General features: G+C 47.9%; 14 protein-coding genes. 3 read left to right on the forward strand and 11 right to left on the reverse strand.

The window, feature by feature from the left end; translation table 11 throughout:
* Position 1: 1 nt before the first annotated feature.
* The 3 genes from HMPREF1536_RS21595 to HMPREF1536_RS21605 all read right to left on the reverse strand — a co-directional run bounded on the left by HMPREF1536_RS21595 (position 2) and on the right by HMPREF1536_RS21605 (position 3,263).
* The gene (locus tag HMPREF1536_RS21595) at positions 2 to 1,384 is read right to left on the reverse strand and encodes an FAD-dependent oxidoreductase (protein WP_028729082.1); all 1,383 of its coding nucleotides are present in this window, start codon (positions 1,382 to 1,384) and stop codon (positions 2 to 4) included.
* Positions 1,385 to 1,556: 172 nt separating this feature from the next.
* Positions 1,557 to 2,432, reverse strand: coding sequence for a helix-turn-helix domain-containing protein (locus HMPREF1536_RS21600; RefSeq protein ID WP_028729081.1), 876 nt, complete (start codon positions 2,430 to 2,432; stop codon positions 1,557 to 1,559).
* A gap of 24 nt (positions 2,433 to 2,456) precedes the next feature.
* Positions 2,457 to 3,263, reverse strand: coding sequence for a helix-turn-helix domain-containing protein (locus tag HMPREF1536_RS21605; RefSeq protein ID WP_028729080.1), 807 nt, complete (start codon positions 3,261 to 3,263; stop codon positions 2,457 to 2,459).
* 117 nt (positions 3,264 to 3,380) lie between these two features.
* Between HMPREF1536_RS21605 and HMPREF1536_RS21610 the strand changes: the two genes are divergently transcribed.
* From HMPREF1536_RS21610 to HMPREF1536_RS21620, 3 genes are read left to right on the forward strand one after another with little or no spacing between them, the layout of a single operon-like run.
* Positions 3,381 to 5,240, forward strand: coding sequence for an SLC13 family permease (locus HMPREF1536_RS21610; protein WP_028729079.1), 1,860 nt, complete (start codon positions 3,381 to 3,383; stop codon positions 5,238 to 5,240).
* Positions 5,241 to 5,291: 51 nt separating this feature from the next.
* A complete protein-coding gene (locus HMPREF1536_RS21615; protein ID WP_028729078.1) occupies positions 5,292 to 6,254 on the forward strand; it encodes a DUF2156 domain-containing protein in 963 nt (320 codons plus the stop codon).
* Positions 6,208 to 7,173, forward strand: a complete 966-nt coding sequence (locus HMPREF1536_RS21620) for a GNAT family N-acetyltransferase (protein ID WP_028729077.1) — start codon at positions 6,208 to 6,210, stop codon at positions 7,171 to 7,173. The genes HMPREF1536_RS21615 and HMPREF1536_RS21620 overlap by 47 nt, the downstream gene beginning before the upstream one ends.
* A 30-nt stretch (positions 7,174 to 7,203) precedes the next feature.
* On the opposite strand, the gene HMPREF1536_RS21625 is transcribed toward HMPREF1536_RS21620, so the two are convergent.
* From HMPREF1536_RS21625 to HMPREF1536_RS21660, 8 genes are all read right to left on the reverse strand, one after another.
* Complete coding sequence (locus HMPREF1536_RS21625; RefSeq protein WP_028729076.1) at positions 7,204 to 7,428, reverse strand: hypothetical protein; 225 nt, start codon at positions 7,426 to 7,428, stop codon at positions 7,204 to 7,206.
* Between the two features lie 20 nt (positions 7,429 to 7,448).
* On the reverse strand, positions 7,449 to 9,011 hold the full coding sequence (locus HMPREF1536_RS21630; RefSeq protein ID WP_028729075.1) for an ATP-binding protein: 1,563 nt from the start codon (positions 9,009 to 9,011) through the stop codon (positions 7,449 to 7,451).
* 54 nt (positions 9,012 to 9,065) lie between these two features.
* Positions 9,066 to 9,920: a D-Ala-D-Ala carboxypeptidase family metallohydrolase gene (locus HMPREF1536_RS27240; RefSeq protein ID WP_081693389.1), complete on the reverse strand. Its 855-nt coding sequence runs from the start codon at positions 9,918 to 9,920 to the stop codon at positions 9,066 to 9,068.
* On the reverse strand, positions 9,910 to 10,116 hold the full coding sequence (locus HMPREF1536_RS21640; RefSeq protein ID WP_028729074.1) for a hypothetical protein: 207 nt from the start codon (positions 10,114 to 10,116) through the stop codon (positions 9,910 to 9,912). The genes HMPREF1536_RS27240 and HMPREF1536_RS21640 overlap by 11 nt, the downstream gene beginning before the upstream one ends.
* Before the next feature lie 4 nt (positions 10,117 to 10,120).
* Positions 10,121 to 10,570, reverse strand: a complete 450-nt coding sequence (locus tag HMPREF1536_RS21645) for an HU family DNA-binding protein (protein WP_028729073.1) — start codon at positions 10,568 to 10,570, stop codon at positions 10,121 to 10,123.
* 204 nt (positions 10,571 to 10,774) lie between these two features.
* A complete protein-coding gene (locus HMPREF1536_RS21650; protein ID WP_150115642.1) occupies positions 10,775 to 11,245 on the reverse strand; it encodes a hypothetical protein in 471 nt (156 codons plus the stop codon).
* A 62-nt stretch (positions 11,246 to 11,307) separates the two neighbouring features.
* A complete protein-coding gene (locus HMPREF1536_RS21655) occupies positions 11,308 to 12,468 on the reverse strand; it encodes an OmpA family protein (RefSeq protein WP_028729071.1) in 1,161 nt (386 codons plus the stop codon).
* A 3-nt stretch (positions 12,469 to 12,471) separates the two neighbouring features.
* Positions 12,472 to 12,753, reverse strand: a complete 282-nt coding sequence (locus tag HMPREF1536_RS21660; protein WP_028729070.1) for an HU family DNA-binding protein — start codon at positions 12,751 to 12,753, stop codon at positions 12,472 to 12,474.
* Position 12,754 lies beyond the last annotated feature (1 nt).

Raw genomic sequence — 12,754 nt, forward strand, 5'->3', positions numbered from 1 at the left:
TTTATTGTTTTATCAATGCGAACAAATCGTTCAGCGATTCGCTCATCGACGGGTGAGTATAAATACTATCCCGCAAAAATGTATAATCTTTTCCTGCCCGTATCGCCAGCGACACGAGGTTGATGACTTCCGTAGACTCCGCACAGAACAAAGTACACCCCAGTATTTCTCCTGTTTCCGTATCTACAATGGCTTTCAGCAGGCCGTCTGTCTGGTCGAATGTCCGTGTACGTGGGAATGCAGTAGCCGGAATACGGGCAATACTGACTTTCCTTCCTGAGTTAAGGGCTTCCTCCTCTCCCATACCGATGCGCGACAACGGCGGGTCGATAAATACGGAATAAGCCACACCCAGGCGGTCGTCTTTCGTACGTGTTCCTTTTCCGAACAGTTCATCCTTTATCACACGATAGTCATCCAGAGAAATATAAGTGAACTGAAGACCACCGGTTACATCGCCCATTGCCCAGATACCGGGCACGTTCGTACGAAGATGTTCATCTACCAGGATGGCTCCCCGGTTGGAGAGTTGTATTCCGGCAGCTTCCGTATTCAAGCCTTCCGTATTCGGCTTACGCCCGGTGGCCAGCAGCACGGCTTCGGCAGAGATCTGCTTATCCAGTCCTTCTTTATTCTCTTTATATATTATAACAGCTTCCGCCCCGTTGTGTTCAATAGACTGAACCTGGGCATTCAGATGGATGCTGATTCCTTTCTTTTCGAGAACGGCTTTTACGGCTTCAGCAATATCCCGGTCTTCACGGGCAATGAACTTGTCCCCGCCTTCCAGTATGGTCACTTCCGAACCGAATCCGGCAAACATCGAAGCGAACTCCAGGCCGATATAACCGCCGCCTACGATAACGAGCCGGCGTGGTAACTTGTCCAGTTCCATGATAGAGGTGCTGGTATATACGAAAGGATTTCCCTCCAGCCCTTTGATGGAAGGAAGGATAGTTGTGGCACCCGTATTGATAAATATCTTTTCACTTTCCAGCAGCAGGGCTTCGCCTCCCGCTTTTACTTCTATTTGATGAGGAGAACGGAAAGAGGCAACACCAGTATAAACCGTAACCGTATCTTTCGAATCGAGATTATCGAAATTCTTTTTACGCAAAAGGGCTGTCAGCTCCCGCTTTTCAGCAATCGCTTTACGGTATTCTTCCGCATATTGTTCAAAAGACGATGGTTTTCTGTACGAAATCACTTTCGACATGTGTACCAGCTTCTTTGTAGGGATACAACCTATATTGATACAGGTGCCGCCGTACATTCCGGCAGAACGTTCAATGATGGCCACATTCCATCCCCTTGATCCCAACTCTGCGGCAAGTGTCTTGCCGGCTTTCCCAAAACCAATGATTATCGCATCATACTTCTTCATCTTACATTTCTCCTCTTTTGACTTTGTTATTAACAGAACATTCGTTTTAACCTAATTGTTCGGAATTTTTTGTAATAACCGACAATTAATTGTTAACCTCCTCTCCTTAGAAAGTAAAAGCTAACGGTACAAAAGTAGAGAATACGTAGAGTTAAGGCGATGATAATTTTCCCTATAGAGTTGGCAATTTGTCTATTTGGGTCTCTTCTCCCTGATTTTTGTTCTTCTTCCGGTATTCGGTAGTACTCAATCCGGTTGCATTTTTGAAGAAGCGGCTGAACGTCGCCTGGTCTTCAAACCCCAACAACAAAGCGATCTCTTTGGAACTTTTCGAAGTGTAAAGCAACAAACGCTCCGCTTCCGCCTGCACACGATTGTGGATGACACGGATAGCAGACGGCTGTTGATACGTAGACAGTAAGTTAGCGAGTGTCTTAGGCGACTTGTTGAGCATATCGGCATACTCCTGCACCTGCTTTTTCTCCTTGAAATGGGTATCGACCAGGACATAGAACTTGCGGATCGTCTCAAACTGCATCCCGTTTTCTTTCCTTACCCCCTGCCGGTTCTCCGCCACTCGCGTACATAATATAATAAAGCGTTTCAGCAATACACGGAGCATTTCATCCTGCAGATGGTCGCGGCTCTCGAATTCTTCACGCATGATCCCTGTCAGCGTCTCGATCTTCCGCCGTTCCTGATCCGACAAGTCGAATACGACCACATGCGATGATCCGTGGAACAACAACCCGTTGCATGAGACTTCATGGTCGTTGCCATAGATACAATAGAAATTACTGTTGAACATCAGGGCAAAATACGATCCGTCCACCCGCACGAACTCCAGGTGATGCAGGTGCGATAAAGTGAGCAACTGCCCGGCATTCAGTACCACCGCCTGATGGTCGACATCCAGTTCGAGCTGACCGGAAACCACCCATATAAACTTATACAATGTTTTGTCTTTCAATAAAGCCGGGTTAGCATCCAGCGAATCCGTTAAAACTACTTTCCCTTTGATCTTGCTGTTTTCAAATGATAAATTCATGGTATTCCTATACATTATATATTATTACCTCCATTCGGTAGGGATCTCACCCGTATTCCTGCGGAACCAGCGGGAGAAGGTATCGTGGTTGGCAAACCCCAGCATCGTAGCTATCTGCGAAGGACGCAGGCGGGTCTTCGACAACAGGTCTTTTGCTTCCAGCAATACAAACTCACTGATCCATTCGGCTGCCGATATTCCGGCCCCTTGTTTACACCGGATATTCAGCTCCTGCGAATTGATCCCTAACTTTTCTGCGTAAAAGTACGCAGGAGAATGGTGATATCGGCTAATTAATGTCGCAAATTGTTGGAAAAAGAGCGAATTTTCTGTTTTAGGCACTTCGGCGACTGCTTTTCCCTGCTGCAGGTTTATGATCAAAGCCCGCAGCAACGACTCGACCACCTTGGCACGCATCTCCTTCATCTGCTCGATCTGCGACTCGACCAGGTGCAGGTAGGTTCTCGTCTCTTCAATTTCGTTGGAAGGGATATCACGGTACACAAGGCGTTGCCGGTTGATAAGCAACTCTTCGGAGACATAGACGATTATTCCGGAAAAACCGGTCGACTGGAAAGGTTTCACCTCAGTCACATCGTCACTGGCCACAAGCAGGAGTTGTCCGGCCGTTACATCATATACCTGATGCAAGGCATGGCAGTTAAAAGCACCTCCGGTACAGATCACGGCCAGTGTCCCCGACTCCAACGGAAGCAACTGGTAATTTTCACCATCTTTTACATATAGGATCTTCAGCGAACTTTCAAGCGTTAGCTCAGGCGTCGATACCGTATTGTAAAGATCAACAGGTAATATTCTTTCTGTTTTCATTTTTTAATTACTATTTTTAGCGTATAAATTAAGTATCGGGTAAACATACAAACGTCATTGTTAGTTTATTATACAGTGGGATTTTATCTTTAGTTAAAACCATCTTAAGAACATTTTATGATAACAACTCTTATTATTCTCGCACTTTCCGCCGTATTCTTTGTGAATGGGAAAGTACGTTCAGACCTCGTTGCTCTTTGTGCGCTGGTCTTATTAATGGTATTCAACATCCTGACTCCGGCGGAAGCGCTCTCCGGTTTTTCCAATTCTGTCGTCATCATGATGGTGGGACTGTTCGTTGTAGGCGGCGCTATCTTCAAGACAGGTCTGGCCAAGATGATCGGTAGTAAAATATTACAACTGGCAGGTACCAGCGAGATCAAACTGTTTATACTGATCATGTTGGTCACCGCTTTTATCGGTGCCTTTGTCAGCAATACCGGAACCGTAGCCCTGATGCTGCCGATCGTTGTCAGCATGGCGATGAATGCCAATATCAACCCCAGCCGTTTTCTAATGCCTCTTGCTTTTGCAAGCAGTATGGGGGGGATGGCCACGCTGATCGGTACGCCTCCTAACCTGGTGGTACAGGAAGCATTGTCGAATGCAGGATACAACGACCTTTCCTTCTTCTCTTTCACCCCCATCGGCATCGTATGTATCACAGTCGGCATCATCATCCTGATCCCATTGAGCAAATGGTTCCTGACCAAGAAAGATGAAAATAAGAAGACCGATGCATCCTCAGGCCGCTCTCCCCAGGAACTGGCAGCCAAATACAGCCTTTCCGACAATCTATACCGGGTACGGGTGCATAAAGACTCATTGGTACGTAACAGGAAACTCCAGGAGCTCAACATCACCAGCCTGTATAATCTGACCATCCTCGAGATCCGGCGCAAGTCTTCCTCACAGGGACGCTTTATGAAAACGGTCGACCAGAAACTAGCCGGGCCCGATACAGAGATACAGGAAGAAGATATATTATATGTATTCGGCGACTTCGAAAATATAGACAAGTTCGTAAAAGAGAACCACTTGGATCTTACCGAGTCGCAGGTATCCGAATTTACGGGTGATGCGGAAAAACTCAGTGTACGCGAGATCGGTATCGCCGAAGTCCTGCTGATGCCCGATTCCAAGCTGATCAACAGAGCGGTCAAGGACTCCGGTTTCCGCGACAAATATTCAGTCAACATACTGGGGATAGAACGCAAAAACGAATATATCCTGTCTGATGTAAAGGATGTGAAGATGCATGCCGGAGATATCCTTCTGATACAAGGGAACTGGGACGACATCGCCCGTATGAGCAAGAAGCAGTCGCAATGGGTAGTACTCGGCCAGCCGGTCGAAGAAGCTTCCAAGGTTACCCTCGACTACAAAGCACCTGTTGCCGCCGGTATCATGGTCCTGATGATCGCCGCTATGGTATTCGACTTTATCCCCATCCCTCCCGTTACCGCCGTACTGATTGCCGCCATACTGATGGTGCTGACAGGATGTTTCCGGAATGTGGAAGATGCATATAAAACGATCAACTGGGAAAGTATCGTGCTGATCGCGGCCATGCTGCCGATGTCGCTCGCGCTGGAAAAGACGGGGGCTTCTTCGCTTATCTCCGAAAAACTGGTAGGCGGACTGGGTAACTACGGGCCGCTCGTCCTGATGGCAGGAATCTATTTCACGACCTCTTTGCTGACCATGTTTATCAGCAACACGGCCACAGCCGTACTGGTCGCCCCGATCGCTTTGCAGTCGGCCATCGCCATAGGGGTAAGTCCCTACCCGTTCCTGCTGGCAGTAACAGTCGGAGCCAGTATGTGTTTTGCTTCTCCATTCTCCACTCCGCCGAATGCACTTGTGATGTCGGCCGGTAAATATACGTTCATGGATTATGTGAAAGTGGGTCTTCCTCTTCAGGTCATCATGGGAATAATTATGGTGTTTGTGCTGCCTTTATTATTTCCTTTTTAAACATTCGTGCATCTTAATTAGTTTTATATTTGCACGACAAAAAGAAAAATGATGAAGATTCCTTTTAAACCAATTACTATAGAGGATAAGGAGACAATTACCTCCTTTACCTATCCTCACAATTATCGCAATTGCGATTATTCGTTTGCCAATATTTGTAGCTGGCGTTTCCTGTACGACACGGAGTTTGCCATTGTCGACGGATTCTTGCTGATCCGCTTCCTGATAGAAGACAAAAGCAGGATGGTTTACATGACTCCGGCCGGAGAAGGCAACCTGCGACACGCGTTGGAACTGCTGGAAGCCGACTCACGCGAGCACGGCCATCCGTTATGTATGCTGGGAGTAACCCCCGATGCCAAGGAGATGCTTGAAAAAGCATTACCCGGCGGGTTCTTTTATATCCCTGAACGGGATTATTTCGACTATATCTATCAGCGTGAAGACTTGGCCTTGCTGAAAGGCAAGAAGTACCAGTCGAAACGCAACCATATCAATAACTTCAAAAAGAGATATGAGTACGAATATTCCCCCATTACCCCGGAACTGATCCCCCAGTGTCTGAAGCTGGAATGTACCTGGTACAAAGCCAACCGGACGGAAGACGATGCGGAAGATCTGAACTACGAACGTATCTCCATGACCTATGCCCTCAATCACTTCAACGAACTCGGGCTGATTGGCGGAGCCCTGCTCGTCGATGGCAAAGTGATTGCCTTTACATTCGGTGCGCCTATCAACCATGATACCTTCGGAGTACATGTGGAAAAGGCCGATGTCGACTATGAGGGAGCCTACACCGTCATCAACCAGGAATTCGCTTCCCGCCTGCCGGAACAGTTCACCTACGTCAACCGGGAGGAAGACCTGGGTATCCCCGGACTACGCAAAGCGAAACTTTCCTATAACCCGGTCATACTATTGGAGAAAAACGCCGCGATAAAGAAAACGCAAAACAATAAACAAGATGAACAAGCAACAAGTAATCGATCTGTGGCGTCTCTCGTTCAATGATACGGAAGAATTTATACGCCTCTATTTCGACCGGGTATACAAGGAAGAGAATACCCTGGTCATTGAAAAGGACGGACAGGTGGTATCTGCTTTGCAGATGCTGCCTTATACAATGACATACTACGGGACAGAAATATCCGTAGCTTATATCTCAGGGGCATGTACCCTCCCTTCGATGCGAGGAAAAGGCCTGATGCGGCAACTTATCCAGAATGCATACGAGGAAATGAAATACCGGTCGGTAGCCGTAACGGCTCTGATCCCGGCCGATCCCTGGTTGTTCGATTATTACCGGGAACAAGGTTACACCGAGGCTTTCGACTATTCCGAGGAAACCTACATCCGCCCCGAAGAACCGGTATGGGCTCCGAAACTGACTGTGGTTCCTCCCGAAGTTCCTTCGATGGATCTGCTGTACAAGTTTTTCGATAAGCACATGCGCCAACGTCCCTGTTGTGTACTCCATACCAAAGACGACCTTATCACGATCCTGCGCGACCTGCAACTGTCCGGCGGACAACTACTCACCGCCCTGGACGAACAGGAACAGCCTGTCGGAATGGCTTTCGTACTTCCCCCCGACCATACCTCCGGCATACCGGAAGCAAACCAGCAGCTGTATATAAAGGAATTTCTTTACGACGACGACCGGGTGGCAAACCTGCTGCTCCAGGAAGCGACCCTGCAAAACAACGTAAGCAAAGCCGTTTACAAAACACCTCCGGTCGTTCCCGGTACACACCCGATGGGTATGGCCCGCGTGATCGACACGGAACGGTTGATGCACCACTGGTTGTCTACGCACAAGGATGCTCCGGTATCGGAAAAGTTATTAAAGGAGCAGGATATCCAGACTTTCACACGGATCGTAATGGGATACCCCCAACGGGAAGCTTATATGAGCCTGATGCTGGATTGATCCGGCACCAGGCTCATATAAGCTTCCGTGTCAGCACGAAAGGTTATTCTTCTTTTCCAGCGCTTCCTTATAAAGCTTTTCCTGTAATATCGCAAACTGCGCAATATATTCTTCCTCCATCATCCCTTCCGGTTCACTAGCCCCATCCGTTGCCACAAACAAGCTGATCCGCTCACTCATTTTCAGATATTCTTCAAAACCTTCACTGGAAGCATTCAGCACACTGATAATTGTCTTGTATTTGGGAGTTTCCATACTATATCTAATTTATATGATTAATCTTTCGTTATCCATTCTGCAATATTCCGTTCCTCCGCACTAAAAGAAGCACCTACTTTTATAAGGGTACGACCATCTGCAATATAAGGGATCAAATACCCTTTTTCATCGATCTGCCGGATGGCATCTTCTGCACTACCATCCAGTTTGAATTCAAATACATAGATGTAATCCTTCGTCTTTACTACCGCATCGGCTCGGCCTCTGGCACTACGAACCTCCGCATCGCAAAATTGTCCCATCAGCTTAAATACCAGATAGAAAACGACCTGATAATGTCGTTCCGTACGATCATTCAGTTCATAAGGGAAATCTGCAAAAAAAGCCTTAAGCCGAGTCAGAAACGCATCCGTTTCTCCGGCACGAAGCTCACGTATAAACTGTTCTATATAAAAACCGCTTTCGTCATCCGATACCGGTGTATAGAAAGGCACTATAAAATTCAAAAAACCATATTCCACCTCTTCATTCGGAAAAGCCAGTGTATAATTTTGAAACTCCCTGTCATAATCCTTTATCGTCAGGTAACCACTCTGATAAATCACCGGGATCGGGTTATTAGCCTCCACTCTGTACTCCGAAAAAGCTGAAGCACGCAACTCCACCCCTTCGATGATCCTTCGCAAATCATAGTTACTTTTTTTCAATAACTGAATAAGGAAGGTTGGAGTCCCAGTCTGAAACCAATAATTACTAAAATCCTGTTTTACCAATACGTTCAATACACTGAAAGGATTAAAGACCCCTTCGGCCACCGGATGAAAATGATAACCGTCATATTTCTTTGTCAATGTATCGATCGTTTCTTCAAAAGTAAGATCATTCGCATCTCCCAGACTGGCTATCTCATTCGTAAAATTAGCAGTCAATTCACCCTTTGTCAAACCGCAAAGAGTGGCATATTGACGCGCCATACTGATATCATTCAATTGATTCAAATCACTGAACACGCTCACATGAGCAAATTTGGTCACACCGGTAAGCAGGACGAATTGCAGATAAGGATCGGCACTTTTCAATACACCGTAAAAACCTTTCAATGTACTCTGAAAAGTTTCTAACAAAACATCGTCTCCCAAAGCCTGTAACAAAGGTTTATCATACTCGTCGATAAGAACAACGACTTGCTTTCCGGTCTTTTCGTAAGCACGACGGATCAAACCCTGAAACCGGTCAGCCAACGTCTTTTCTCTCTCATCTCTGCCCCATCTATCCTCCCAAATATTCAGATGTCTGATTAATATAAAAGACAGAGACTCTGGAGATACGAACTTCTCCGCATTCAAATCCAAATGTAGCACCGGATATTCAAACCAGTCCTTTTCGAGCTGTTCGATAGCCAACCCTCTAAACAACTCTTTCTTTCCCTGAAAATAAGCTTCCAGTGTCGAAATCAGCAAACTCTTTCCGAAACGTCGTGGACGGCTCAAAAAATAAGGTTTGCCCCTCGTCACCATTTCATAGATCAAAGCCGTCTTGTCTACGTAAGCATACCCCTTGCTTCGCAAATCCTCGAAGCTTTGTATTCCGATCGGCAGTTTTTGGAGTTCTGTATTCATATTATCCGTTTTATGTAGCAATACACAAAGATAACATTTTCTTTAGAACAACCCTTATTTTTCCTTCCTTAGTTTACACACAATCCACAGACAAAACAACAATAATAAGGCTAATCCGGCGAGTGGCAGGAAAGGGCTCCGGGGCGAAGAGCGGGCGGTGTGTTGAGCCGTGAGGTTTTCTGTAGCAAGACGTTCATATTCCGTATGGCTGTCTGTAACGGCAAGCAGTGAATCCGTCCAGGAACAGATGCGGGAAACTTTGGCGGTAGTGACGCTTTGCAGGTATTGCACGCCGGAACTGTCCGGCGGCAAATATACAACCTGCTCCAACTCCCACGAAAGGCTGTCGGTGATCTCCAGGTTCGCGACACGGATCAAACTATCCCGAAGGCTTACGTGTACCGAATCCCTGCGCTCTTCCAGACAGGTACCTGCCACCGTACGGCGTGCTCCGCATCCCGCCAGCAAAAAGATAACACATAACATACAGAGAATAACCTGCATACGATTCTTTCCTGAAGTCTTTAACGAGAGATGAAGGAACTTCCTGCGCTTATACAGGATCGCCTGGTCGAAAGGCAAACCCGACTGTAACAACAGTTCCAACAGCTTCGCCGGGCCTTCGGGAGTATAACAATCGGCTGCCTCCCCCTTCAGATGCTGGCTCGTAGATACGCCACCCACCAGACGGTTCACCTCTTTGTTCCGGTAACCGCTCAAAACGGCGATCGGCTTCTTATACAACTGCCGCAAGGGTTCCAGCAAACAACCGGTCAGATGTTGCAACGACACCTTTGCTTCGGGAGACGGTGTATTGTCGATTGCATGCTCTACCGCAGTACGACTATAGGTAAGTTCTTCCAATGTGAAATGCTCACTCAACCAGATCTTTTTACTTTTACTTTCCATTGTCATTGATTTTTAGTTTATATGTATAATCCACCCCGAAAAGAGCTCCTGCAAACGTACTGATCTCGCCGAAAGCCACCAGCACACTGTTATCGATCAGTCCCTGCGGATCGATCCAGAACCCGCAGAAGAGAAGGACAATCCCGCTCAATGTGAGCAGGATTGCCATAATCAATTGAATTGTCAGCCGTTTCATCGGATTACTCGATCACCGGTCTGTCATCCTCGCCACCGCCTTCACCTTCATTCTTACCTTCAGAAACTGTCACCTTCTCGAAGTTAGTCCGACTCTTGGCGATACGCAACGCCTTACCGGGGAAGAAGCAAACACGCGGTTCGCGGATCATACTTACATCGAAATCCTTCGCATCGGTCACTCCATCCGAACCAAAAGAGAAACGGAGATTACCCAACTCCCCCAGATTGACACGCCGTCCGTTGCGCAAATGACGTATCGATACCACATTCACACGATCCAGCACCGCTTTCACGCTGGCGCTACTCACTCCCGAGCCGTCGGTTACCTCTTCGATCAGTTCCTCGAAAGTCACCAGGTCGCCGCAAACCATCTGTGCATACTGTTTTACCGGATGTTCCGCCTGGTCGTCCCCCAGATTCTTGCGCGGAACCATTTTGAACTTGATTGCCATAATACTAATGTTTAATAAATTAATAAAGGAGTACGATATCGAACACATGTCAAAGATATAAATCCGGGAAAACCGCTTCTATCCGAATACGGGGGAACGAACAGTCAAAAAGGGAAGAAAACGATCCCATAAGCCCCACAAGCCATCCGAAGATACCTGAAAGGCGATAGATCGATTCCTCCCCTATTTAACATCAATTAATCATCACTTACGCTTTTCCGCCCACTTACGCATGTTTTCCAAATCCTCGATATCATCCCTGTCAGCCCTGTCGTTCCGGAGCTTACAGGAGAAATACTGCAAATTCCCATCAAAACCAAAAGCCAGAAAACAGATAAAGGCCAGATGCATGGAATTAAAGTCGAAATCCTTCTCATACGTTTCCAACAACGTTAGTAACCTGCGTAACATCAGAGGTTCACGCAAAGGGAAAGCCAGTTTTCCCAATACTGTATGAGTACGCAGATAGTCGGCCGACCGGGCCCAATCGCTACATACAAAGATCAGGACAAACGTTCTGTACTCGTCAGTCATTTCCACCCAATCACAAAAAGCGGCATCATAGACCGCTTTTACATAAAAGGCCCTCTCTTCGGGAGCCATCCGTTCCGTTTTTTTCCGGAACTTTCTGCCGGAAGGTTTCTCACCCAGCAGTTCTTTTATTACTTTATACATAAAGCCGGGCCAGTCAGGGAATGGTTTGCCCTTACCGGTCCGGCACAAAAGCCCGTAGGCCATTAATATCCCTGCGCTATGCGAATATTATGACGCGACAGGCGCGGGTTTTGCGGCATCGCCTTGCGAAACCAGGAGATCGCTTCCGACGACTCGTTCTCCATCAGGGCCAATACCCCCAGGTTATTCCACGAACGCGGATCGTCGGCCACCTGCCGCAGGAAATAAGCGGCCGCTTCCCGATCGCCCAGAGCCAGCGAGGCAGCTCCCGCATTCAGCACGGCTTCCCGGCTGGAAGGGAAACGGTAAGCAGCCAATTCATATACTTCGCGGTATTGTTCCGTACCCGGACGATACAGTACCGCCACCTGCAGAAGCTCCTCGAGCGTCAGCTTATCCGGGTCGGCAACCACCTTTTCAGCCAGTTCCTCCAGTCGGGGCAACCCGGCAGGAACCCTAACCGTCGTCTCATAGGTGACGTCCAGCTCCATCCGACGCAAGCGGGAAAAGAAGCTTTTCTCTATATCCTTATATATAGCCCCCTTGCCGAGCGCCTTCAACTGCTTCCGCCGACTGTCGGCATCGGTGTATTTATCCAGTACAGCCAAGACCTCTGCGCTATAGCCGCGTCCCGACTTCGCAACCAGCTCGCGCAAACCTTCCCAGTCTTCGCCTACCCAGTCGATCGTGACCGATACATCGCCCGACAGCTCCGGCAACTTTTGCAGGTAGTTCTTAAAACCGACGGCCCGGTTACCCGCCAGCCGCTCATTCTCACTCGTGCTACCGTCGGGCGAAGCAAAGCCTGTCAGGCGGACGGCCCGTACCCTGTTTTCCGCTCCCTGCAACTGCGACAAGCGTCCTTTCAGTTTTTCCAGTTCGGCCCGGTTGTTGCCATACTTCAGGTCGAGTTTGACACTTCCTGCCGGAAAACCGATATAGGCCGTCAGTTTTTCAGTACCCAATCGTTCTGCCGGACAGGTTTCCGCTTCCGGTGTCAGATAACTGATCATCCCGCTGTAAACGGCCAGGGCATCGATCTGCAATAAAGGGATCTCCGCACGGCGCACCAAGGCAGCTGTAGACGGCACCTTCTCTACTGCAGCCGACTGGACTCTTTCCATACGTCCCGTCGACTGTGTATCTTGCCGGGTTGTCTTACAGGAAGGCAGGACAGCCAGTATACATAAACCGGCCAACCCTTTTGTTACTATTTTCTTCATATGTTATTTGTCGTGGGTATTCAAGGCCTTCAATAAAAACTTTCCGGGTTTGAACTTCACGCTCGTACGGGCTTCAATCATACAGGGAATACCTGTACGCGGGTTACGTCCCTGCCGCTCTGTCTGTTTCCAGGGTTCAAACGTTCCGAACCCCTGAAGCACTATCGCTTCCTGCCCCAGCGAATCTTTCAGCACATCCTGGAAAGCATTGAGGAACTGGCGGGATTTATACTGCGGAATACCCATCTTCTCCGCTAATGCGTTCACTAAATCTGTTTTGTTCATA

This window comes from Parabacteroides gordonii MS-1 = DSM 23371 (genome assembly GCF_000969825.1).
GTDB lineage: Bacteria > Bacteroidota > Bacteroidia > Bacteroidales > Tannerellaceae > Parabacteroides > Parabacteroides gordonii.

Coding starts and splice junctions, on each gene's coding strand:
- HMPREF1536_RS21595 (WP_028729082.1), bottom strand. CDS start 1,384: ATGAAGAAGTATGATGCGATAATCATTGGTTTTGGGAAAGCCGGCAAG.
- HMPREF1536_RS21600 (WP_028729081.1), bottom strand. CDS start 2,432: ATGAATTTATCATTTGAAAACAGCAAGATCAAAGGGAAAGTAGTTTTA.
- HMPREF1536_RS21605 (WP_028729080.1), bottom strand. CDS start 3,263: ATGAAAACAGAAAGAATATTACCTGTTGATCTTTACAATACGGTATCG.
- HMPREF1536_RS21610 (WP_028729079.1), top strand. CDS start 3,381: ATGATAACAACTCTTATTATTCTCGCACTTTCCGCCGTATTCTTTGTG.
- HMPREF1536_RS21615 (WP_028729078.1), top strand. CDS start 5,292: ATGAAGATTCCTTTTAAACCAATTACTATAGAGGATAAGGAGACAATT.
- HMPREF1536_RS21620 (WP_028729077.1), top strand. CDS start 6,208: ATGAACAAGCAACAAGTAATCGATCTGTGGCGTCTCTCGTTCAATGAT.
- HMPREF1536_RS21625 (WP_028729076.1), bottom strand. CDS start 7,428: ATGGAAACTCCCAAATACAAGACAATTATCAGTGTGCTGAATGCTTCC.
- HMPREF1536_RS21630 (WP_028729075.1), bottom strand. CDS start 9,011: ATGAATACAGAACTCCAAAAACTGCCGATCGGAATACAAAGCTTCGAG.
- HMPREF1536_RS27240 (WP_081693389.1), bottom strand. CDS start 9,920: ATGGAAAGTAAAAGTAAAAAGATCTGGTTGAGTGAGCATTTCACATTG.
- HMPREF1536_RS21640 (WP_028729074.1), bottom strand. CDS start 10,116: ATGAAACGGCTGACAATTCAATTGATTATGGCAATCCTGCTCACATTG.
- HMPREF1536_RS21645 (WP_028729073.1), bottom strand. CDS start 10,570: ATGGCAATCAAGTTCAAAATGGTTCCGCGCAAGAATCTGGGGGACGAC.
- HMPREF1536_RS21650 (WP_150115642.1), bottom strand. CDS start 11,245: ATGTATAAAGTAATAAAAGAACTGCTGGGTGAGAAACCTTCCGGCAGA.
- HMPREF1536_RS21655 (WP_028729071.1), bottom strand. CDS start 12,468: ATGAAGAAAATAGTAACAAAAGGGTTGGCCGGTTTATGTATACTGGCT.
- HMPREF1536_RS21660 (WP_028729070.1), bottom strand. CDS start 12,753: ATGAACAAAACAGATTTAGTGAACGCATTAGCGGAGAAGATGGGTATT.